A 21,794-nucleotide genomic window follows, 5' to 3' on the forward strand; every position below is an offset into this window, starting at 1 on the left:
CTCAGCGTCGTTCGCGCGGGAGAGGATTCAGGTTCGGCGCACGCAGTGCAGGATCGCGTGCGGAGGCGCACCGGCGACCAGCGCACTCGGGCTCGCGGCGGCCGGCCGCTCGAGCCAGCCGAGCAGTAGCGGCGGCGCAAGCTCGTACAGCGGCACCGGGATTGCCGGCGGCACCGCCACGCTTGCACTGTGGCTGCTCTGCTGATCGGCTTCGCAATGCGCCGCGCACAGGTTCGGCAGCAGCGGATCGACGGCACCGAGCACGTCGCCGCAGTCGGCCATCGCCGGCATCTCAATCATCGCGGCGGCAGGTTCGTCGCCAGCAGACGACGTGGCCTGCGCCAGCGCTGGGCACGCATAGGCGGCGACGGCGAACTGCACGCCGAGCAACGCGGCGATCAGCCATCGCGCAATCGTTCGCAGCAGTGTCCGGTTCATCGTGTTGCGTTCAGCGCAGGCAGGTCGGGAAGAGCGCGATTGTCTGCCAGAACGGGGCCGCCTGCGTGGCAGTGGTCATCGGGCGGCTGCCGGGCGCTCAGCGGCGCGGTTCGAGCGGGTAGGCGGGGTCGTTGTAGCCCGGCGTCGACGGGTGGCCGGGCGCGACCAGCGAATCGACCAGCGCCTCATCGGCGGCATCGATCTGGCAATCGAGTGCGGCGAAATAGTCCTGCCATTGCGCGAGTGTGCGCGGCCCGGCGATCACCGCACTGACCGCCTTGTGCGCGAGCACCCAGGCGGTCGCGAAATGCGACAGCGCAACAGCCTTGCCTTCGCAATGGCGCTTCAACTGCTGCGCGATCAGCAGCGACTCCTCGCGGAATTCGGTCTGCATCATCCGCTTGTCGGCGCGGCCGGCGCGGCTTTCCGCGGCCGGTTTCCCGCCGGGCACATATTTGCCCGACAGCACGCCGCGTGCGATCGGGCTGTACGGCACGACGCCGATGCCGTGGTGATGGCAGGCCGGCAGCACCTCGGCCTCGGGCTGCCGGTTCAGCAGGTTGTAGTACGGCTGGCAAACGACCGGCGCCGGCATGTTCAGCTGCCGCGCCAGATGGACCATCTCGCCGATCCGCCAGCCGCGGAAGTTCGATACCCCCCAGTAGCGGATCTTGCCGTCGCGCAGCAGCGCCTCGATCGCGCGCAGCGGCTCCTCGAGGTTCATGCCGTTGTAGTCGCGGTGCAGGTAGTAGATGTCGATGTGGTCGGTGGCCAGCCGCTGCAGGCTGTCTTCGCAGGCGCGCATCATCCAGTTGCGCGAATAACGCAACTGGTTCGGCCGCTCGCCCATCTTGTTGCCGAGCTTGGTCGCGAGGATCCAGTCGCGGCGGTTCGGCGCGATCAACTCGCCAACCATCTTCTCGGATCCGCCGAGCGAATAGACATCGGCGGTGTCGATGAAATTGACGCCCTGCCCGTGTGCATGGGCGACGATCTCGCGTGCTTCGTCGATGCCGGTCTGGTCGGCAAACATCATCGTGCCCAGGCACAGGGCGGAAACCTCGAGCTGACTGTTGCCCAGGCGGTGATAACGCATCGTCGTGCTCCGTCGTCGGCGCCGCATGTTGCGGTCGGCGGCCATCGTATCGGCTTTTCCGCCAACTGTCGGAACCGTCCGACGGGTCAAGGCTGTGGCGACCCACATGCGGAACTGATGCCGGCCGGGTGACCGCGCGGCCGTTTTGCAACACGATGAAACCACGCTTCGAGTCGCGGTTGCCTGCAGCCAGGGCTCGACCCAATGTCAAGGCCGCTTGCCGGCTTTCACCCAAAAAGGGGAACCATCATGCTGCATTACGCCATTGTCTTTCTCGTCATCGCGCTGATCGCCGCACTGTTCGGCTTCGGCGGCATTGCTGCCGGTGCCGCAGGCATCGCGAAAATCCTGTTCCTGGTCTTCATCGTGCTGGCCGTCGCGACCTTCTTCTTCGGCCGCGGCAGGGGATGATCAAGTGACCAGGTTCACCGGGCGGGCCCGCTACGGGCCTGCCTACGGCACATGCGGGTCCGGCCTGTTCAAGATCGCTTTCCTGATCCTGGTCGTGCTGGGCCTCGCCAATTTCTTCTTCGGCCGCAAGGGCTGATTCCGCGATCGCCGACGCAACTCGGCGCTCGCGGAATCGGCCCTTCTGCTGCCCGGCCGGCCTCTGATCCGGGCGACAAATCGGTCGTCAAACGACTGATCCCATCCGCACCACCTCCGTTTGAGGCGCTCACGCGCCTAGTACAACAACGGATGCGAATTCCGTCTGACTTCGTTCAGCATCGGGCATCGACCACGAATGGAGGCACGATGCGGCAGATCAGCGGCAAGATCTTGATGGTGGCCTTGGCGGCCGGCCTCGGCGCGGCGGCCGGGCCGGTGCACGCGGCCGGCGGTGCCGGTGCAGATCGCGCTCAACTGCTGGCGGCCGGTTGCACCGGCTGCCACGGCACGAACGGGCATGCGCAAAGCGGCGGCCTGGTGCTCGCAGGCATGGACCGCGCCTATTTCATCGCGCAGATGAAGGCCTTCAAGTCGGGCCAGCGGCCGGCAACGGTGATGCACCAACTCGCCAAGGGTTATGGCGATGCCGAGATCGAAACAATGGCCAGCTTTTTCGCGAGCCAGCGCCGCCAGGGAGGTGGATCATGAACGGCCGTCGCGATCTGTTGAAGCTGGTTGGCGCCGGCGCTGCACTGGCATCGCTCGGCGGCTGCGCCGCGGTTGGCGGCCGGGCGCGGCCGAAGGTCGTCGTGATCGGCGCCGGCTTCGGCGGCGCAACCGCTGCGCGTTATCTGCGGATGTGGAGCAACGGCAGGGTCGATGTCGATCTGGTCGAACGCGGTGACCGTTTCATCTCCTGCCCGCTGAGCAACCTCGTGCTCGGCGGCAGCCGGCAGATTGCCGATATCAGCACCGGCTACGACGCCTTGCGCAGCCGCCATGGCGTGCGGCTGATCCGCGACGAGGCGGTTGCGGTCGATGCCGCGAAACGCCAGGTGCGGCTTGCCGGCGGCACCACGCTCGGCTACGACCGGCTGATCGTCTCGCCCGGCATCGATTTCATGTACCAGGGCATCCCGGGGCTGTCGACCGAGGCCGCTCGCGAGGCGATTCCGCATGCCTGGAAGGCTGGCCCGCAGACGCTGGCATTGCGATCGCAGTTGCAGGCGATGGCCGATGGCGGCGTCTTCGCGATGCACATTCCGCGCGCACCGTACCGCTGCCCGCCCGGCCCCTACGAGCGGGTCTGCCAGGTCGCGAGTTATCTGAAGAAGGTCAAGCCACGCTCGAAGATCCTGGTCCTCGATGCGAATGCCGACATCCAGTCGAAGAAGGGTTTGTTCACGAAGGCCTGGGACAACCTGTATCCGGGAATGATCGAATACCGGCCGAACAGCGAATTGATGGACGTCGATGTCCGGACCCGCACCGCGAAGCTGACCTTCTCGGATGTGCGCGCCGACGTGCTGAACGTGATACCGCCGCAGAAGGCGGCCGCGATCGCGACGCCGTTCATCACCGCCAACGACCGCTGGTGCGAAACCGACTGGCTGAGTTGCGAATCGAAGGCGGCCGCGGGCGTGCACATCATCGGCGACGCGACGCAGTCGGCGCCGGCGATGCCGAAGTCCGGCCACATGGCGAATCAGCATGGCCACCTGGCCGCCGCCGCGGTGATCGCACTGCTCGATGGCCGGCAGCCGTCGGCCGGCGCAATGATCACCAATACCTGCTACAGCTTCGTCTCCGATGCGCAGGCGGTGCACGTCGCTTCCGTCCACCACTACGACGCCGCAAAGAAGACCTATGTGTCGGTCGAAGGCAGCGGCGGCGTCTCGCCGGACCTGAGCGAACCCGAGGCGACCTACGCCCATGCCTGGGCGCGCAACATCTGGTCCGACGTGCTCGGTTGACCATCGTGCGATCACACGGCAGGCCGGTGCCCGAGGCCCGGCCTGAACCCGCTATGCTCGGCCGATGAACGACAAAGACGAAAGCTATACGACGATGGTCGTCGGCTTGCTGACGACCTACGGGCTGAACGTGCTCGGCGCGATCGTCACGCTGATCATCGGTTTTCTGCTTGCCGGCTGGCTGTCGCGGCTGACCGACAAGGCGATGGCGCGCTCGCAGAAGATCGATCCGGTCTTCCACTCGCTGCCCGGCAAGGTCGTTCGCATCGGCATCATCGTCTTCACGCTGATCGCGGTATTGAACCGCTTCGGCGTCGAGACGACGAGCCTGATTGCGCTGCTCGGCGCGGCCGGCTTGGCGGTCGGCCTGGCGCTGCAGGGCACGCTGAGCAATGTCGCATCGGGCGTGATGATCCTGGCCTTCCGGCCGTTCAAGATCGGCGATGCGGTGAAGGTCGCCGGCGACGTCTACATCATCGACCAGCTCGGCTTCTTCATCTGCAAGGCACACCTGCCCGACGGGCCGTGCGCCTACCTGCCGAATTCGAAGATCTGGGGCCAGACGATCATCAACCTGTCGGTGACCGACAAGGACATCCGCCGCATCGACGAGACCTACGGCATTGCCTATGGTGACGACATCAACCGCGCGCTCGAGATCCTGCGCCAGATTGCCGATGAAGAGGAGCGCATCCTCGACGACCCGGCGCCGCTGATCAAGGTCTCTTCGCTCGGCGACAGCTCGGTCAATATCCTGTTCCGCGTCTGGACCGCGCGTGCCGACTGGTGGGGCACCAAACTCGACCTGGTGCAGCGCTGCAAGGAGGCGCTCGAGGCCGGCGGCATCTCGATCCCGTTCCCGCAGCGCGATGTCAATCTGTTCGTGCAGCGCGGCGAAGATGCGCAGGCGCTGCCGTTGCAGGCAGCCGACCAGAAGGCTGTCGGCTCGTCCTGACGGCGAGCCAGCCAGTGCACGCACCGGTGCGTGGCGGGCGCGCGCCACCCGTGCTCAGCGCTGCGGCATTCCGGTTGAATGCTGCCGCTCGGGTGGCTGATCGAGCATCGATGCAATCAGGCTGCTCAGCGCGGTGAAATCGACCGGCTTGACCAGGTGGCCGTCGAAGCCGGCATCGCGGCTCGCCTGCCGGTCCTCGTCCTGCCCCCAGCCGGTCAGCGCCAGCAGGATCGCGCGGCTGCCCCAACCGGGCTGCGCGCGGATCTGCTGCGCAAGTTCGAAGCCGTTGATGCCGGGCAGACCGATGTCGAGCAGCAGCAGATCGGGTTGCAGCTCGATCGCAGCCTGCAGCCCGGATGGCCCGTCGAATGCCATGTGGGTCTGATGGCCTTCGAACTCGAGCAGCATCGCGAGCGACTCCGCAGAATCGCGGTTGTCGTCGACGATCAGGATGCAACGGGCGTCGGCAGCTTTTGGCGGTTCGTCCGAAGCCGGCTCCGTGGCCTGCTGTGCCGCAGCCTGCAGCGGCAGCCGGACGACAAATTCGCAGCCCTTGCCAGGCCCGTCGCTGTGCACCTCGACCGCGCCACCGTGCATCTCGACCAGCTGGCGCACCAACGTCAGTCCGATGCCGAGTCCGCTCGACGAACGCTCGAGCGAGGTATCGACCTGCACGAACAGATCGAAGATGCAGTCGAGGTGGTCGCCGTGCAGGCCGATGCCGTCATCGATGATCCGTACCCAGGCCTCGCTGCCGTGCTGATCGACAGCCAGCCTGACCGCGCCGCCGACCGGCGTGAACTTGCTGGCGTTGTGCAACAGGTTGCCGATCACCTGGGCGATCCGCGCCGGGTCGGCATCGAGCGACAGACGCTGCTCGGGCATCTCGACGCTGAACCTCTGCTCCTTCGCGGCAAACAGATCGCGCGCCGATTCGACCGCCTGTTCGACGACCGACGCCAGATTGATCGCCTGCCGGCGCAATTCGATCCTGCCGCGGTCGATGCGGCTGACATCGAGCAGATCGTCGACCAGCCGCACCAGCTGCCCGATCTGCCGCTCGATCATTGCCGATGCCGATACGACTGCGTCGCGCCGTCCGTCGACATGGCGCAGCATCTGGGCGGCATTGCGAATCGGCGCCAGCGGGTTGCGCAGTTCATGCGCCAGCATCGCGAGAAATTCGTTCTTCCGCCGGTCGGTCTGTGACAGTTCGTCGGCAAGGCGGCGCAGCTCGTTTTCCATCTCGCGCTGCTGCGTGATGTCGGTATTGGTGCCGAAGATGCGCACCACCGCCCCGCTGTCGTCGCGGATCACGCGCATCCGCGACAGGAACCACCGGTATTCGCCATCGTGGCGGCGCAGCAAAAAGGTGTCTTCCCAGTCGATGCACTCACGGACGTGCTGCGAGAATTTCTCGATCACGCGCGGCGCATGATCGGGATGCAAGACCTGCCGCCAGCCACTGCCACACGCCTGTTCATGGGTCGTGCCGGTGAAGTCGAACCAGTTGCGGTTGAACCAGCTGACCTGGCCGTCGGATCCGGGGTCGGCAATCCACGCGAGTTGAGGGATGTTGTCGGCGAGGTCGCGGAAACGTTCCTCGCTGGCTCGCAATGCGGCCTCGACCGCGGCGCGCTCGGTGACGTCGCGAACGATCGCCTGCATGCGACCGCCGGGCAACTGCCGCGCGACGAGTTCGCCGATGAAGGTCGAACCGTCCTTGCGGCGGAAGCGCCAGCTGCTCGACGCCACCGCGCCGCCGTCGAGGCGGGCGATCTCGCCGTCCAGGCGTGCAATCTCGTCGGCGGCGATCACGTCGACGATCGTCAGCTCGCGCAATTCCTGCTGCGAATAACCGAGCATGCTGCAGCCGGCGGCATTGACGTCGACATAGCGGCCATGCGAATCGGCGACGAAGATGCCGTCGACCGCTTGCTCGAACAGCAGCCGGAAATGTTGTTCGCTGTCGCGCAGCGCGCGTTCGGTGCGATGGCGTTCGATCGCGATCGCCGCGGTGCGCGTGACCATCTCGACCAGTTCAAGGTCTTCTGCCGGCGGTTCGCGGGCCTCCGGGTAATACATCGCAAAGGTGCCGAGGACATCGCCGCCACTGGCAACGATCGGCGTCGACCAACAGGCACCAAGGCCATGCAACAAGGCCAGGTCGCGGAAATTGGCCCACAGCGGGTCGTTCGCGATATCGGAAACGTAGATCGGCCGGTTCAGGTAGGCCGCGGTGCCACAGGAGCCCACTGTCGGGCCGATCTCGAGGCCGTCGATCGCAGCGTTGTAGTCCGCAGGCAGGCTCGGTGCGGCGCCGAGCAGCAGATGGCGGCCGCTGTCGTCGAGCAGCAGCACCGAGCCGATCAGGCCGCTGACCGACTGATGCTCGATCGTGCCGACCAGCGTGTCGAGCACATCGCGCAGCGGCGCACCACGCGCCATCAGCTGCAGCACACGGGTCAGATCGAGGTGCAGCACTTCCTGCTGCGCCTGCTGGGTGAGTCGCTGGCAATGGACCGTCAGACCGCCGTCGACGGTCGGCTCGACCCGCATCGCATAACGTCGGCCACTGACGCTGTCGCGAGCGACAAAGCCGATGCCATGGCGCTCGGTCATCGCGCGCTGCCAATGCGCCGCGATGTCGGTGCCGACCAGATCGGGCCAGGCCTCCCAGACATTGCGGCCAAGCGCCGCCTCGTCGAGGTGGGCGCAGTAGTGGGCGAAGCCGCTCGTCATCGACGTGATGCGCCACTCCCGGTCGAGCAGCAACAGCCCGCCCGACGGCGTATCGAAAGCCGTCTCGGCGGGCTGCGTAACGACCAGTCCGGAATACTCCGTGGGCAAGGCTGCAACCATAGCTGAGCACCCTATCACGCGGGTCACGTCCTCCGACAGGCAATCCGCATTTTCCTACGCGGCGGTGGCCAGGTTTCCTACAAATTCGACACCGACTGTATCAACGCGCCAACGGCAATACGCTGGTGCACTTGATCTCCGACAGGCACACGCTCGAGCGCATGCCGTTGACGCCAGGCAGCCTGATCAGCCGGTCCATCAGAAAGCGCGACAGCGATTGCAGGTCGCTCGCGACGACCTTGATCACATAGTCGAAATCACCTGTCACCGAATAACACTCGAGCACTTCGGGCAGTTCGACGATCGCTTCGGTGAAGCGCGACAGATCGCGGATATGGCCCTTTTCCATCGCGACGTGGATGAAGGCGACGACACCGAGGTCGAGCCGTGCGGCGTCGAGGCGGGCTTCGTAGCGCAGCAGATAGCCGGCCTCCTCGAGCCGCCGGTGCCGCCGATGGCTCTGCGCCGGCGACAGCCCGACCGCCTGCGCGAGTTCGAGATTGGACGCGCGGCCATTGCGCTGCAGGAAGTCGAGAATCTTGCGGTCGATTCGGTCGAGGTCTGGTTCTGTCAAAGATATCTCCTGGAACGAACGAAATGCGCAATCATCTTTCATCTTCCAGCGTTCTACCGGATGCCAATTGAAAGCACATTGCGCGCCGCACGCGGCAAACTAGCCGATTCTGCCCAGCAGCTTGTCCACAACGGCAGGACACACAAGCTCAGGCAGCCACACACCGTGCGGCCGTTCTGTTGCATGCTGTCAACATCACCGAGAAGGAAACGAGATGACCGACCTGTACGAAAACCCGATGGGCCTGATGGGCTTCGAATTCGTCGAATTTGCATCGCCGACGCCAAATGTGCTCGAGCCGGTCTTCGAGAAGATGGGCTTCAGCAAGGTCGCGGTGCACCGCTCGAAGGACGTCGTGTTGTACCGCCAGGGCGACATCAATTTCATCGTCAACAACGAGCCGCGCAGCGCAGCGGCCTATTTCGCCGCCGAGCACGGCCCGTCGGCGTGCGGCATGGCATTCCGCGTGCGCAACGCGCACCAGGCCTATGCCCGTGCGCTCGAGCTCGGCGCACAGCCGATCGAGATCCCGACCGGACCGATGGAACTGCGGCTGCCGGCGATCAGGGGCATCGGCGGCGCGCCGCTGTACCTGATCGACCGCTTCGAGGACGGCAAGTCGATCTACGACATCGATTTCGAGTGGATCGATGGCGCCGACCGCCATCCTGAAGGCTGCGGGCTGAAGCTGATCGACCACCTGACGCACAACGTCTACCGCGGCCGCATGGCCTACTGGGCCAATTTCTACGAGAAGCTGTTCAATTTCCGCGAGATCCGCTATTTCGACATCAAGGGCCAGAAGACCGGGCTGACCAGCAAGGCGATGACCGCGCCCGACGGCAAGATCCGCATCCCGTTGAATGAGGAATCGTCGCAGGGGTCGGGGCAGATCGAGGAATACCTGATGCAGTACAACGGCGAGGGCATCCAGCACATCGCGCTCTACTCCGACAACCTGATCGAGACCATCGACCAGCTGTCGATGAACGGCGTGCCGCTGATGAGCGCGCCGAACGACATCTACTACGAGATGCTCGAGCAGCGCCTGCCCGGCCACGGCGAGCCGGTCGCCGAACTGCAGACCCGTGGCATCCTGCTCGACGGCAGCACCGAAGGCGGCAACAAGCGGCTGCTGCTGCAGATCTTCTCGCAGACCCAGCTCGGCCCGGTCTTTTTCGAATTCATCCAGCGCAAGGGCGACGACGGCTTTGGCGAAGGCAATTTCAAGGCACTGTTCGAATCGATCGAGCGCGACCAGATCCGGCGCGGTGTGCTGAAGGACGATTGACGGTTCAGCGACGCGCAGCAAGCAACGGAGACCCAAGCCATGTCGAAACTGCAAGCCAACGAGGCCCGCGAAGCGCTGGCCAGACTCGCCGAATGGCAACACGATCCGCAGCGCGATGCGATCACGCGCGAGTTCCGCTTCGCCGATTTTGCCGAGGCATTCGGCTTCATGAGCCAGCTCGCGCTGCTGTCGGAGCGGAGCAACCACCACCCCGAGTGGTTGAATGTCTACAACCAGGTGCGCATCACGCTGACGACGCACGATGCCGGCGGCCTGTCGCAGCGCGACATCGACTGGGCGCAGCATGCCGACCGGCTGTACCAGCGGCTTGCCGCGGCCGGTCAGCAGGCCAGCCGCTGAGCGCCGCGGCGCCCATGCACCTTCGGAACGAGTCATGCAAACCGAACTAAAAAAACCCGAGCTGCACGGCCTGGCCGCCGGCACTGCGCCGGAACGGCCCGACTGGACGATCGACCAGGGCTGGGACAACTACAGCGCCGCCGAACACGCAACCTGGAAGACGCTGTTCGAGCGCCAGACCAAGCTGCTGCCGGGGCGCGCCTGCGACGAGTTCGTCGCCGGCATGCGCGACCTGCCGATCGGTCCGGAGCAGATTCCGGATTTCCGCCAGCTCAGCGAGGTGTTGATGCAGCGCACCGGCTGGCAGGTCGTCGCGGTGCCAGGGCTGGTTCCGGACGAGGTCTTTTTCGACCATCTGGCAAACCGGCGTTTCCCGGCCGGCCAGTTCATCCGCAAGCCCGAGCAGCTCGACTATCTCGAAGAGCCCGACGTCTTCCACGACGTCTTCGGCCACGTGCCGATGCTGATGAACCCGTCGCTGGCCGACTATATCCAGGCCTATGGCGTCGGCGGGCTGCGCGCACAGCAGCTCGGCAAACTCGGCAACCTCGCGCGGGTCTACTGGTATACGGTCGAATTCGGCCTGATCCGGCAGGCCGACGGCATCCGCATCTATGGCGCCGGCATCGCCTCGTCGTATACCGAAAGCGTCTTTTCGCTCGACGATGCATCGCCGAACCGGATCCGCTTCGACCTCGAACGCGTGATGCGCACGCGGTACCGGATCGACGATTTCCAGGAAAGCTATTTCGTGATCGACAGCCTCGACGACCTGCTGCAGCTGGCGGCGATCGACTTCGGCCCGATCTACCAGGCGATCGACGGCAAACCCGAGTTCGAGCCCGGCACGGTGCTCGACAGCGATACCGTGCTGCACCGCGGCAGCGGCCGTTATCACGCGGCGAAGCGGCAAGGCCGCTGATTGCCAACGCGCTGTGCCCCAGTGCAGCGTCAAGTCATCGGGCAGACCGCCACGTCGCGCATCGCGGCGGCGCAGGTCGAGCGTACGAGATTCGGCCGCCAAGGTTCAGCGGTAGCCGATCAGCCGGCCGGCGGCGATCACCGCCAGCCACAGCGCGATCGACAACAGACCGGCGAGCCGCCACGACAGGCGCAGCGGCTCGTGTATTGGATCGGACGTCAGCCGCCAGTGCGCCGAACGATGCAGCAATGCGGCGTTCAGCAGCGCGCAGCCGATCAGCAGCAGCTTGATGCCGAACAACGGCTCGCCGATGTAGTCGAGCGGCCGGGTCACGAACAGCAGCGTCCCGGTCGAAGCCGCGAGCAGCAACCCGATCAGCGCGACCGGGATCAGCGTGCGCGCCAATTGATCGAGCGGATCGACCCGTCGGCGGCCGAGCAGCCGCAAGTCGAGCGGAACAATCGCGCCGAACAACAGCGCGATGCCGACCACGTGGCCGGTATTGACCAGCGGGTAGAGCCAGATCGACGCACGCAGCGTCTGCGCCAGCGCGCTGGCATCGATCGCGGCGGCAGCGGCCTCGAACGGCAACGGCCGGCCTGCGCTCAGTTGCGGTCGGGGTAGAGATCGAAGCGGCGGCCGTTGATCTGCACCCGCTCGGCCTTGAACAGCTTCTTGTTCGGATCGGCCGCGCGGTGGCCGGTCACTGTCAGCTTGACGCCCTTCACGAGCATCTCGTCCTTCAACCCGGCACGCTGGTTGCGCCAAGGCTGGCCGACCTCGACGATCCATTCGGCGCCGCCGACGTCGACCGTCAGTTCGCCGTGCGGATTGCCGAGTTTCGCGGCAACGATCACGCCGCTCAGTTCGGAATTGCCGTCTTCGGCCCAGGCCCAGCCGTGGTGGGCCGCCGCCGGTGCGGCCAGCGCCGCGGCCAGCAATACGCCGACCGCCGCTGCAAACAGGCGGCGCCCGCTGAAGATCTGATTCGATGGCATCTGTGCATCCTCCTGGCTCGAACCGGGCCGCGCAACCACACCGGGCCCGCTGCCATCCTAACGCGCGGCAGCGGTCGGTGCGCGCTCCGTATCATCGGCCCGGCCTGACGCGCCGCAATCACCAACCGATGCCCGAATCCGAAACCGAATCCGCACGTTTCCGCGCCGCGCTGCGCCGTCTCGGCAGCGACGTGCTGCAGGCCTACTGGAACCTGCTGAAGCTGATGGTGCCGACGCTGCTGATCGTCAAGCTGCTCGACATGGCCGGCGCAACGCAGTGGATCGGCTTGCTGCTGGCGCCGATGATGGCCCTGGTCGGCCTGCCCGAGCCGACCGGCATCGTGCTGGCGTCGATCGTGCTGACCAACCTGTACACCGGGCTGGCGCTTTTTTTCGTGATGCTGCCGCAGATGGATCTGACCGTCGCGCAGGTCACGGTGCTCGGCACGCTGATGCTGATGGCGCATTCGCTGCCGGTCGAGGGTGCGATCGCGAAGGCGGCCGGCATTCCTTGGCGGGCCACGCTGGCGCTGCGCGTCGGCGGCTCATTCCTGCTCGGAGCGATGCTCGACCGGGTCTACCGCGCCGGTGGCTGGTTGCAGCAGCGCTTCGAGCCGGCCTGGCAACCCGATGCGCCGGCCGGCGATCTGGCCGGATGGGCGATCGACCAGGCGACGATGCTGGTGACGATCTTCGTCGTGCTGGCCGGGCTGATGGTGATGCTGAAGCTGATGCGCTTGATCGGCATTGAGCGCCTCGTCCATCAGGCGATGTTTCCGCTGCTGCGGCTGACCGGCATCAGCCGCCAGGCAGCCAATGTCACGGTGATCGGCGTCACGCTCGGCATCACCTTCGGCGCCGGCCTGCTGTTGCGCGACGTCCGGTCCGGCACGCTGAGCCGCCGCGACATCTGGCTGTCGATCGGTTTTCTCGGCCTCGCGCACAGCCTGATCGAGGATACGCTGCTGATCCTGCTGATCGGCGCAGACCTGTCGGGAATTTTATGGGCGCGGCTGCTGTTCGCGATCGCGCTGATCGGGCTGCTCGCCCGCCTGCCGGCGATGCGCCGCGTGCTCGATGGCGATGCCGCGGTTCAGCGGTAGAAGGCCTCGACCTCGCCCTTCAGCTTTATCGTCATCGGCTGGCCGCGGCGGTTCACCGCCTTGCCGGCAGCGACGCGGATCCAGCCCTCGCTGATGCAGTACTCCTCGACATCGGAACGCTCCTTGCCATTGAAGCGGATGCCCACCGGATGCTCGAAGACCTCGGCCACATGGTGCGGGCTGGCCGGATCGGTCGACAGGCGATCGGGCAACGGAGGACGGTTGGTGGTGTCGTTCATGGGCGCGGGCGAAAGGGACATATTTTCAGGCGGATCGCTATCGTAGCGGCTGGCAGGGCAGCAAAAAGTCGACTCGGCGTGCAGGCAATCGCCGACACGGGATCACGCCCGCTTCCGACAGCCTTGGCCCGGATGCTTGCCCAGAATGGGAACCGTCAATTCACAGTCCAAGGAGACTCAAGATGCGTAACAGCAAATTCCTCATCGGCGGACTCGCTGCCGCCGCTTCGCTGGTCCTCGCCGGCTGCGATGTCGAGAAAACCCAGGAAGGCAACGTGACCCTGCCGAAATACGAAGTCGAGAAGACGCAGGAGGGCAGCGTGACGGTGCCGAAGTACGACGTGACCACGCCTGACGTGGTGGTTGGCACGACGAAGAAGGAAGTCGAAGTGCCTACCGTGACGACCGAAACGAAGGTGCTCGACGTGCCGACGGTCGGTATCGTGACGGCCGAAGAGAAGAAGAAGCAAGAAGAACTCGCGCAGAAGAAGTGATGATTGCGGGCGGCGCGGCACACAGTGCTGCCCGCTCTGCCAACCAAGCTTTGTGCATGGCCGGGCCGATCGCCCGGCTTTGCCCGTTTGAACAGACGATCATTGCGCAATGAACGCTGAACCCAGCCTGCTCCAGGGTGCACTGCTGCTGTTTGCCGCTCTGGTGGTGGTGCTGGTGATCGTCATCTGGTCGATCCGGCGGCATCGTGATCCGAAGCTGAAGATCGAGTCGGAGTCACCGATCGACGCGCTGCTGCCGTCGCTGGCAGGCTTGACGCTGAGCACCGCGGTGCCCGGCAATTCGGTCGAGATCCATGAAAACGGCGCGTTTTTCGACGTGCTGGTCGAGCGCATCGCGGCGGCGCAGGAGTCGGTTCATTTCGAGACCTTCCTGTGGAAACCCGGGCAACTCGGCCAGCGGATTGCCAACAGCCTCTGCGAACGTGCGCGGGCCGGCCTGCAGGTACGCGTGCTGCTCGATGCCCAGGGTTGCCGCACGATGGAAAAACAGATGCGCGAGCAGTTGCGGGATGCAGGCTGCCAATTGGTCTTCTTCCACAAGCGCAAGCTGCGCAACCTCGGCGTTCTGAACGACCGCGACCACCGCAAGCTGGTCGTCATCGACGGCCGCGAGGCCTTTGTCGGCGGCCATTGCATCACCGACAACTGGCTCGGCGACGCCCACGATGGCGAGCATTTCGCCGATCTCAGCGTGCATCTGCGCGGGCCGATCGTCAACAACCTGCAGTCAGTGTTCAGCGAAAACTGGGCCGGCGAAACCGGCGAGCTGTTTGTCGGCGACGACGTCTTTCCGAATCTCGAGCCGGCCGGCGACGTGACGATGCACGCTGCCTATCTGAAACCCGAAGGTTCGGCGCCGGCCGTCAAGATCCTGCACCACACCGCGATCTGCCTGGCGCGCAAGCGGATCTGGATCCAGAACCCGTATTTCATTCCGGAGCCGGAGGCGATCGACGCCTTCGGCACCGCGGTCGCGCGGGGTGCCGACGTGCGCGTGATCACGCCGTCGACCGGCGGCAGCGATGCACCGATGGTGCAGCATGCGGCGCACCGCAATTACGAAAAGCTGCTGCGCTGCGGTGTGCGGATCTTCGAATACCCGCACACGATGCTGCACCAGAAGGTGATGACGATCGACGGTGTCTGGAGCGCGATCGGATCGAGCAACTTCGACGACCGCTCGTTCGAGACCAACGACGAGATCACGATCGGCATCTGCTGCGCCGAGACGACGCGCCGGCTCGACGCGATCTTCGAGAAATACGCCGCCGAAGCCACCGAGATCAAGCTCGACGAATGGAAGAAGCGCGGCTGGTTGCACAAGCTGAGGGACAACTTCTATTACCTGGGCAACGAGTTGCTGTGACCGCTTGTGGCGCGCTCGGCACGCCACCCATTCCGAGCAGTTGTCCGACAGCGACCAGTCGACGGACTTCTTATGCTCGGCTGCAGGACAGCTTTCCAGAAGAGGCAGCATGGCGACCGATCTGATCACCCAATTGAAGGAATACGACGAAGCCCGCGAAGGGATTCCCGGCGAGCACTGGATGGTGCTGGCCGCGGGCCTGGGCGTCTGGTACTGGTCGGCGAAACACCCGTCGGCGATCGTCAAGCTGCTTGGCGTTGCCGCGGCAACCGCGCTGATCGGACGGGCCGCCAGTGGTCGTGACGGCTTGACGAAGCTGTTCCGCTATACCCCGGTCGGCGGCGCGCTGCGCCATGCACCGGCCCACCGCCAGGCCAGGCAGCCCAGCGACGGCGCCTCAGAACGCCTGCATCAGCACCGGCAGGAAGATCACCAGCGCGCCCGCCCCGATCTGCAATAGGCGGATCGCCAGCGCCGCCGGCGCGATCAAACCGAACGAGATCAGGCTCAGGCCGATCATCATCTGCACGAACGCGATGCCAGCCTCGACCGGGCTCGACATCAGCAACAGCAGTGCCGGATTCGCGATCATGCCGAGCGGAATCAGGTACAGGCCGACGCCGAGCGCCATCGACGTCAGCGCGACCTTCAGCCAGTTTTCCTCGACCATGCCGGCGGCGATATAGACCGCACCGCAGACCGGCGGCGTGATCGTCGACAGCAGCGCAAACCAGAAAACGAACAGGTGCGCCTGCAGCGGCTCGAGGCCGAGCTTGGTCAGTGCCGGGCCGGCCACCGAGACGCAGATCACGTAGGCGGCGGTGGTCGGCACCTCCATCCCGAGCACCAGGCAGGCCAGCGCGGTCAGCGCCAGCGAGGGCCACAACAGGCCGCCGGAGCCGGACAGGATCAGCGAGGTGATCTTGACGCCGAGGCCGGTGATTGACAACACGCCGATGATGATCGATGCACACAGGATGATCGCCGCGATCATCGCGACCTGCGCACCCGACGAGATCAACGCGCCGCGCAGGCGCTCGCCGGTGCGCTGCCAGTCGAAGCTCAGCCGCGCATCGACCAGCAGCATCACCGCGCCGGCGATGATCGCCAGCGAAGCCGCATATTGCGGCGTCAGTTCGGCGATGAACATGCCCCACATCAGCACCAGGAACGGCACCATGAAGAACAGCGAGGTGATGATCACGTCGCGCATTGCCGGTTTGTCCTCGTCGGCAATGCCTTTCAGGTCGAGGCGGCGGCAATAGGCGTTGACGCCGATCCACACCGCGATGAAATACAGCAGCGCCGGCAGGATTGCCGCGGCCATGATGCCGGTATAGGGCACGCCGGTCAGCTCGACCATCACGAATGCACCGGCGCCCATCAGCGGCGGCATGATCTGGCCGCCCGACGACGCGACCGCCTCGACCGCGGCGGCGAGGCGCTTCGGATAGCCGAGCCTGGTCATCGCCGGCAGCGTGATCGCGCCGGTCGATGCGACGTTGGCCGAGGCCGAGCCGGAGATCGATCCGAACAGCGCCGACGACAGCACCGATACCTTGGCCGCGCCGCCTTTCAGCCGCCCTGCAGCAGCGGCGGCGATGTTCATGAAGCCCTGGCCGGCCTCGCCGGCATTGAGCACCGCACCGAAGATCACGAAGATCGCGACGACGCCGACCGAGATGCCGGTCAGGCTGCCCCAGATGCCGCCTTCGGCAATCGTCAGCGTGCCGAGAAAACTGTTCAGCGGTGTGCCGGAGTGGCCGAATTCACCCGGCAGGTGCTGGCCGAACAGGCCGTACAGCAGCGTGATCAACGCGAGCAGCGGCAGCGGCAGGCCGATCGCGCGCCGCGCACCTTCGAGCACGACGACCAGCAGCACGATGGCGATCACCAGTTGCAGCTTGTTTTCGAGAAAGCCGTACTGGTCGGCCAGCATGTTGTGGTTCAACGCGACCCACAGCGCACAGGCGACGCCGGCGATCGTGAACAGCCAGCCCGACCCGCGGGCGGCCGGCGTGCGCGCGGCAAAGACGAAGATCCACGGCAGCGCCAGCGCCATGTGCAGCGGCCGTGCAACGAGGTTCGGAATCAGGCCGTAGAAGATCTGCCCGAGGTGGAAAGCGACGCTGAGGGCGCCGAAGACGGCCCACAACAAGCCGTTGATCGGCTGACCCATGAGTGAAAGGATTCCGGGGAGGTATCAAAGACAAGACGGCGCGGTGCCATCACGACGCCGCGCCGTCGGCGCATCAGCAGCGGCTGATCACATCTGCGACGGATTCAGCTTGAAGCCGGCTTCCTTGTAATAGCGCAGCGCGCCCGGATGGATCTTGCCGGTGATCGCCGGCATCAGCGACTGGTCGACGCCGTTCCACCACGCCGCACCGGAACTCATCGCCGCCTTCTGCTGCCAGAAGGTCTTCGTCAGCGCATAGGCGACATCGTCCTTCATCGCCGTCGTTGCATAGGCGACGACGGGAAGCGACGTCGTCTGGATCGGCGCCTTCTGCCCGGCATAGGTGCCGGCCGGGATCGTCAGCTTCTCGCGTCCGGTCTCCTTGACCTGCGCATCGGTCAGCGAGATCACCGTAACGCCGGTCGATGCCGCGGCCTCGATCACGTTCGGCGCCGGCCACGATCCGGCGGTGACGAAGGCATCGATCTGGCCGTTCTTCAACGCGCCGACCGCATTCGACAGTTCGGCGTCGGCCAGCTTGACCTTGCCTTCGAGGCCGAAGAGTTTCAGGTATTTTTCTCCTTCGGTCGCGCCGAAGGTGCCCTTGCCGAGCAGCACCGTCTTGCCGGCGAGGTCGGCCATCGAATTGATGCCCTTGTCGCCACGGGCGACAAAATGCATCGTCAGCGACGGGATCGGGAACAGTGCACGGATCTCAGTGAATTTCGGATCGACCTTGTCCTTGAACGGTCCGCTGCCCGATTGTGCCGATTCGACCAGCGGCGGCGGTGCGGTGAAGACATAGTCGCCGCCGCGGGCGCGGACTTCCATCACGTTCTGCGTCGAGCCCTGGCTTTCCTCGAGCGTCACGATGATGTCGCCCTTGGTGCCGGCCTTCATCGCCTCGGCGATCTGCACACCCATCTGGTAATACGAGGTCTCGGTTTTTGCCGATTTGTAGGTCACGCGGTTCTGCGCGCTGGCCGGGCCGGCATGGAGCAGTCCCAGCGCGGCGCTGATCGCGACGACTTGCAGCATCTTTCTCATGGTTTCCCCTAGTCGAAGTCCGTCCGCCTGCGTTGGCGGATTGATGCTGTTTGTACCAGAGCGATGGCGGGACCGACACGGCGCCGCAGAAAGTCGCCGAATGCAGGATTCTTCTGACACGGCTGCTTACAGGCACGGCAGATAATTTGTCTTTCACGCGAATACGGAGATGCCGATGTCCATGCGTTCGCACTCGGCACTGTGCCGCCTTGCCGACAGCACCGCCGCAGGCCTTGCGCTAGGCCGCGAAATTCGCGACGCGATCGGTGCCGCCGACGCGATCATCGTCTTCGCATCGTCGCAGCACGACTACCAACGCCTGCTCGAGGGGCTGCGCGAGGCAAGCGGCTGCGCGACCCTGGTCGGCTCGTCGTCGGCCGGTGAATTCAACAACAGCGGCCGCGGTGTCGGCTGGGCGTCGGCAATGGCGCTCAGTTCGCCATCGATGAAATTTGCCCTCGGCGTCGGCCGCGACCTGAGCCGCGATCCGCAACGTGCCGCGACCGAACTGATCAGCGACTTCGGCGGCCTCGGCGACCGGCCGCTGCCCTATCGGTGCGCGCTGGTGATGACCGATGCACTGGCCGGCCATACCGACCAGCTGCTCGAACATCTGACCGTCGCGACCCGTGGCAGCTACAACTTCGTCGGCGGCGGCGCCGGCGATGATGGCCATTTCGCACGCACCCACGTCTTCGCCGGCACGCAGGCGCTGACCGATGCGGTGGTCGCGCTGGAAATCCAGTCGATGCAGCCGGTGGGCATCGGCGTCGCGCACGGTTGGACGCCGGCCGGCCCGCCACTGCGCGTCACCGAGGCCGATGGCCCGCTGCTGATCGGGCTGAACGGTGCGCCGGCAGCGGCTGCATTCGAAGACCATGCCGAAGCCAGCGGCCAGACCATCGACCGCGACAACGCGCTGCCCTTCCTGCTGCACAACGTGCTCGGCATCGAAAACGGCAACGGCTACCGGCTGCGCGTGCCGCTCAGCCTGAATCCGGACGGCAGCGTCTCGTGCGCCGCCGCGGTGCCGGTCGGCAGCATCGTCCACATCATGAAGACCAGCACCGAATCGGCGGTGGAAGCGGCGTCGAGCGCGGCCCGATCGGCGGTCGAGGCGCTCGGCGGCAGGCAGCCGAAGGCGGCGCTGGTATTCGACTGTGTCGCCACAAGGCTGCGTCTCGGCGACGCCTTCCAGAACGAACTCGATGCCTGTTCCGACATCCTGAAACCGGCCAGCTTCACCGGCTGCAATACCTACGGCCAGATCGCACGCGCCGCCGGGCAGTTCGGTGGTTTTCACAACTGCACCGCGGTCGTTTGCGTCTTCCCGGAATGACGGCGGACGATTCGGCCACGCTGGACCTGATGATCGAGCTGGCCAGGCCCGAGCGCAGGGTCGAGGCCTGCCGACGGCTTGCCGAACATCTCGGCGCCGACGAGGTCGTGCTGCTGGTCAACGACCCGACGCTCGGCCAGCCGATTCCGGCGCTCGGCACGCCACAGACGATCCGTGGCGGGCGCGCCTGGCGGCGTTTTGTCCTGCAGTGCTCGGCAGACGGCGAGTACCAGGCGATGGTCGATCTGGCCGGCGATGCGCCGCGCCCGGCAACCGCCTGCTGCCGCGCCGGCGCGGCGATCGTGCTGATCGGCGGGCCAGCCGATTCACAGGCGCTGGTGGTGGTGCGCCGACAACTGCCGCTGCTGGCGGCGCTGCTCTGCGCCGAACAGCAGCACCGGATGCTCGGCGCCGAGGTCGAGATCGCGAAAGAAGCGGCCGCGCGCGCCCAGATTGTCTCGGCAGCGCTCGAGGCTGCCCGTGCCGATGCGACCCGCTTGAACGGCCAACTGGCCGAGGAGCACGCGCGCAAGGACGAATTCCTGTCGATGCTGGCGCATGAACTGCGCAATCCGCTGTCCGGCGTGCTCGCCGCCGCGCAGTTGCTGCGCCTGAAGGGCACCGGCGCGCCGGCCGGCGACCGCGCGGTTGCGGTCGTCGAGCGGCAGGCCCGGCAGTTGGCCCGGCTGGTCGACGATCTGACCGACGTCGCCCGCGTCAACCAGGGCCGCATCGAACTGAAACTGGAGCGGATCGATCTGCGGCAGGCAATCGAGAATGCTGTCGAGGCGAACCGCCACGCCTTCGATGCAAAAAACAATCTGCTGGACATTCAGCTCGGCGATCAGCCGCTGCTGGTGCGCGGCGATTCGGCGCGGCTGACCCAGGTGTTCTCGAACCTGCTGCACAACGCGTCGAAATATACCGATCCGGGTGGCCGGATCACGGTCGAGCTAAGACAGGAAGGCCAGACAGCGGTGGTCCGCGTCGCCGACAACGGCATCGGCATCAGCGAAGACATGCTGCCGCTGGTGTTCGAAATGTTCAAGCAGGCACCGGTTGCGATCGCCCGTTCGCAGGGCGGTCTCGGCATGGGGCTGACGCTGGTGCGCAAGCTGCTCGCGATGCACAACGGCAGCGTCGAGGCCCACAGCGACGGCAAGGGCCGTGGCAGCTGCTTCACGGTGCGGTTGCCGCTCGATCTGAACGCCGCTGAAGAGTCGCCGAGCGAGGCATCCGGCACGGGCCCGCAGCAACGCCCACTGCGCGTGATGGTCGTCGACGACAACCACGATGCCGCCGATTCGGTGGCCGAACTGATCGTCGCGATGGGCCATCAGGTCGAGGTCGCCCACAGCGGCAACGAGGCACTCGACGTACTCGGTTATCAGCCGCTCGATCTGCTGATCCTCGACCTCGGGCTGCCCGACATCGACGGCTTTTCGCTCGCCCGTACCGCGCGCAGCAGACGCGGCGACACGCTGCGGATCGTTGCCTTGACCGGCTACGACGGCAGCGAGATCCGCCGCGCCTCGGCGGATGCCGGCTTCGATGCCCACTTCGTGAAGCCTTGTTCGCGGGCCACGCTCGATGCCATCGTCGGTTCGGCGGCGCCCGGCTGATTCAACGCGTCGACCAGAAGCGGCGCTGCATCTCGATCGTCTCGGCGGCCAGTTCAGTGACCGGACCGATCAGATCGACCGGCTTCTGGCAATGGTCGAAGACATGGCGCGCCGGCACGCTCATCGTCGGGTTTTCCGCATGGCGGCCGGTCTCGGCGAGCAGTTCGGCCTCGCTCATCGCATAGACGATGCGGCCGATATTGGCCCAGTAGGCGGTGCCGGCGCACATGCAGCACGGTTCGACCGCGGTATAGAGCGTGCACTGCCAGAGAAACTCGGCCGTGTAATTGGTCGCGGCAATCCGCGCCAGCGTCGACTCGGCATGGTTGACGGTATCGATGTTGCATTGCTCGAGCAGCACCGTTTCGTGGTCGGGGCCGACCAGCACCGCGCCGAACGGATGGTGGCCGAGCGTGAGCGCACGTTGCGCCACCTCGTTCGAGCGGCGCAGATGGCGCAGCATCTGCTCGCGGGTCGGGCGCGGGCCTTGCGACGGTTCGTGCGGCGGCGGCGACTGGTCCATGG

At 65.7% G+C, this 21,794-nt stretch carries 24 protein-coding genes; 14 read left to right on the top strand and 10 right to left on the bottom strand.

What is annotated here, in order from left to right; translation table 11 throughout:
* Window positions 1–27: 27 nt before the first annotated feature.
* Together ACNH6H_RS07855 and ACNH6H_RS07860 are read right to left on the bottom strand one after the other, a co-directional pair.
* Window positions 28–438 (bottom strand): hypothetical protein, encoded by a 411-nt coding sequence (locus ACNH6H_RS07855; protein ID WP_418316936.1) that lies wholly within the window; start codon window positions 436–438, stop codon window positions 28–30.
* Window positions 439–535: 97 nt separating this feature from the next.
* Entirely contained in the window at window positions 536–1,534 is a 999-nt protein-coding gene (locus ACNH6H_RS07860; protein WP_418316937.1) for an aldo/keto reductase, read from the bottom strand.
* A gap of 249 nt (window positions 1,535–1,783) precedes the next feature.
* On the opposite strand from ACNH6H_RS07860, the gene ACNH6H_RS07865 reads away from it, so the two are divergent.
* The 5 genes from ACNH6H_RS07865 (at window position 1,784) to ACNH6H_RS07885 (ending at window position 4,852) form a co-directional block, all read left to right on the top strand.
* Complete coding sequence (locus tag ACNH6H_RS07865) at window positions 1,784–1,945, top strand: DUF1328 domain-containing protein (protein ID WP_418316938.1); 162 nt, start codon at window positions 1,784–1,786, stop codon at window positions 1,943–1,945.
* A 4-nt stretch (window positions 1,946–1,949) separates the two neighbouring features.
* Complete coding sequence (locus ACNH6H_RS07870) at window positions 1,950–2,081, top strand: hypothetical protein (RefSeq protein ID WP_418316939.1); 132 nt, start codon at window positions 1,950–1,952, stop codon at window positions 2,079–2,081.
* Between the two features lie 209 nt (window positions 2,082–2,290).
* Complete coding sequence (locus ACNH6H_RS07875; protein ID WP_418316940.1) at window positions 2,291–2,632, top strand: c-type cytochrome; 342 nt, start codon at window positions 2,291–2,293, stop codon at window positions 2,630–2,632.
* The gene (locus ACNH6H_RS07880; RefSeq protein ID WP_418316941.1) at window positions 2,629–3,897 is read left to right on the top strand and encodes an FCSD flavin-binding domain-containing protein; all 1,269 of its coding nucleotides are present in this window, start codon (window positions 2,629–2,631) and stop codon (window positions 3,895–3,897) included. Before ACNH6H_RS07875 ends, ACNH6H_RS07880 begins: the two co-directional genes overlap by 4 nt.
* Before the next feature lie 64 nt (window positions 3,898–3,961).
* Window positions 3,962–4,852, top strand: a complete 891-nt coding sequence (locus tag ACNH6H_RS07885; RefSeq protein ID WP_418316942.1) for a mechanosensitive ion channel family protein — start codon at window positions 3,962–3,964, stop codon at window positions 4,850–4,852.
* Between the two features lie 54 nt (window positions 4,853–4,906).
* Here ACNH6H_RS07885 and ACNH6H_RS07890 read toward each other — a convergent pair whose 3' ends face one another.
* Window positions 4,907–7,702 carry a PAS domain S-box protein gene (locus tag ACNH6H_RS07890; RefSeq protein WP_418316943.1) on the bottom strand — a complete coding sequence of 932 codons (2,796 nt, stop codon included), beginning with the start codon at window positions 7,700–7,702 and terminating at the stop codon, window positions 4,907–4,909.
* Window positions 7,703–7,814: 112 nt separating this feature from the next.
* Entirely contained in the window at window positions 7,815–8,330 is a 516-nt protein-coding gene (locus tag ACNH6H_RS07895) for an Lrp/AsnC family transcriptional regulator (RefSeq protein ID WP_418316944.1), read from the bottom strand.
* Between the two features lie 172 nt (window positions 8,331–8,502).
* Here ACNH6H_RS07895 and hppD point away from each other — a divergent pair, with 172 nt between their 5' ends.
* The 3 genes from hppD to phhA are packed head-to-tail and all read left to right on the top strand — an operon-like array spanning window position 8,503 to window position 10,861.
* On the top strand, window positions 8,503–9,579 hold the full coding sequence (gene hppD / locus ACNH6H_RS07900; protein ID WP_418316945.1) for a 4-hydroxyphenylpyruvate dioxygenase: 1,077 nt from the start codon (window positions 8,503–8,505) through the stop codon (window positions 9,577–9,579).
* 39 nt (window positions 9,580–9,618) lie between these two features.
* Entirely contained in the window at window positions 9,619–9,939 is a 321-nt protein-coding gene (locus tag ACNH6H_RS07905) for a 4a-hydroxytetrahydrobiopterin dehydratase (RefSeq protein WP_418316946.1), read from the top strand.
* Window positions 9,940–9,973: 34 nt separating this feature from the next.
* A complete protein-coding gene (phhA, locus tag ACNH6H_RS07910) occupies window positions 9,974–10,861 on the top strand; it encodes a phenylalanine 4-monooxygenase (RefSeq protein ID WP_418316947.1) in 888 nt (295 codons plus the stop codon).
* 105 nt (window positions 10,862–10,966) lie between these two features.
* On the opposite strand, the gene ACNH6H_RS07915 is transcribed toward phhA, so the two are convergent.
* Together ACNH6H_RS07915 and ACNH6H_RS07920 are read right to left on the bottom strand one after the other, a co-directional pair.
* The gene (locus ACNH6H_RS07915) at window positions 10,967–11,452 is read right to left on the bottom strand and encodes a hypothetical protein (protein WP_418316948.1); all 486 of its coding nucleotides are present in this window, start codon (window positions 11,450–11,452) and stop codon (window positions 10,967–10,969) included.
* 14 nt (window positions 11,453–11,466) lie between these two features.
* Entirely contained in the window at window positions 11,467–11,859 is a 393-nt protein-coding gene (locus ACNH6H_RS07920) for a DUF6152 family protein (RefSeq protein ID WP_418316949.1), read from the bottom strand.
* Between the two features lie 128 nt (window positions 11,860–11,987).
* Between ACNH6H_RS07920 and ACNH6H_RS07925 the strand changes: the two genes are divergently transcribed.
* Window positions 11,988–12,962 (top strand): hypothetical protein, encoded by a 975-nt coding sequence (locus tag ACNH6H_RS07925; RefSeq protein ID WP_418316950.1) that lies wholly within the window; start codon window positions 11,988–11,990, stop codon window positions 12,960–12,962.
* Here the strand turns inward: ACNH6H_RS07925 and ACNH6H_RS07930 are convergent.
* A complete protein-coding gene (locus tag ACNH6H_RS07930; protein WP_418316951.1) occupies window positions 12,953–13,201 on the bottom strand; it encodes a DUF3297 family protein in 249 nt (82 codons plus the stop codon). The two genes, ACNH6H_RS07925 and ACNH6H_RS07930, sit on opposite strands and share 10 nt — an antisense overlap.
* A gap of 182 nt (window positions 13,202–13,383) precedes the next feature.
* Here ACNH6H_RS07930 and ACNH6H_RS07935 point away from each other — a divergent pair, with 182 nt between their 5' ends.
* From ACNH6H_RS07935 to ACNH6H_RS07945, 3 genes are all read left to right on the top strand, one after another.
* Window positions 13,384–13,695, top strand: a complete 312-nt coding sequence (locus ACNH6H_RS07935; RefSeq protein WP_418316952.1) for a hypothetical protein — start codon at window positions 13,384–13,386, stop codon at window positions 13,693–13,695.
* Between the two features lie 109 nt (window positions 13,696–13,804).
* Window positions 13,805–15,082 (top strand): phospholipase D-like domain-containing protein, encoded by a 1,278-nt coding sequence (locus tag ACNH6H_RS07940; protein ID WP_418316953.1) that lies wholly within the window; start codon window positions 13,805–13,807, stop codon window positions 15,080–15,082.
* A gap of 109 nt (window positions 15,083–15,191) precedes the next feature.
* Window positions 15,192–15,542, top strand: a complete 351-nt coding sequence (locus tag ACNH6H_RS07945; RefSeq protein ID WP_418316954.1) for a hypothetical protein — start codon at window positions 15,192–15,194, stop codon at window positions 15,540–15,542.
* Here ACNH6H_RS07945 and ACNH6H_RS07950 read toward each other — a convergent pair.
* A complete protein-coding gene (locus ACNH6H_RS07950; RefSeq protein WP_418316955.1) occupies window positions 15,480–17,261 on the bottom strand; it encodes a TRAP transporter permease in 1,782 nt (593 codons plus the stop codon). The genes ACNH6H_RS07945 and ACNH6H_RS07950 overlap by 63 nt on opposite strands.
* Before the next feature lie 87 nt (window positions 17,262–17,348).
* Window positions 17,349–18,308: a TAXI family TRAP transporter solute-binding subunit gene (locus ACNH6H_RS07955; protein WP_418316956.1), complete on the bottom strand. Its 960-nt coding sequence runs from the start codon at window positions 18,306–18,308 to the stop codon at window positions 17,349–17,351.
* A gap of 175 nt (window positions 18,309–18,483) precedes the next feature.
* Between ACNH6H_RS07955 and ACNH6H_RS07960 the strand changes: the two genes are divergently transcribed.
* On the top strand, window positions 18,484–19,647 hold the full coding sequence (locus ACNH6H_RS07960) for an FIST signal transduction protein (RefSeq protein WP_418316957.1): 1,164 nt from the start codon (window positions 18,484–18,486) through the stop codon (window positions 19,645–19,647).
* Window positions 19,644–21,269, top strand: a complete 1,626-nt coding sequence (locus ACNH6H_RS07965) for an ATP-binding protein (protein WP_418316958.1) — start codon at window positions 19,644–19,646, stop codon at window positions 21,267–21,269. The genes ACNH6H_RS07960 and ACNH6H_RS07965 overlap by 4 nt, the downstream gene beginning before the upstream one ends.
* A gap of 1 nt (window position 21,270) precedes the next feature.
* Here ACNH6H_RS07965 and ACNH6H_RS07970 read toward each other — a convergent pair whose 3' ends face one another.
* Window positions 21,271–21,792, bottom strand: a complete 522-nt coding sequence (locus ACNH6H_RS07970) for a nucleoside deaminase (RefSeq protein ID WP_418316959.1) — start codon at window positions 21,790–21,792, stop codon at window positions 21,271–21,273.
* Between the last annotated feature and the right edge of the window lie 2 nt (window positions 21,793–21,794).

The sequence above is a fragment of the Pseudideonella sakaiensis genome, assembly GCF_048320135.1.
GTDB lineage: Bacteria > Pseudomonadota > Gammaproteobacteria > Burkholderiales > Burkholderiaceae_C > Ideonella_A > Ideonella_A sakaiensis_A.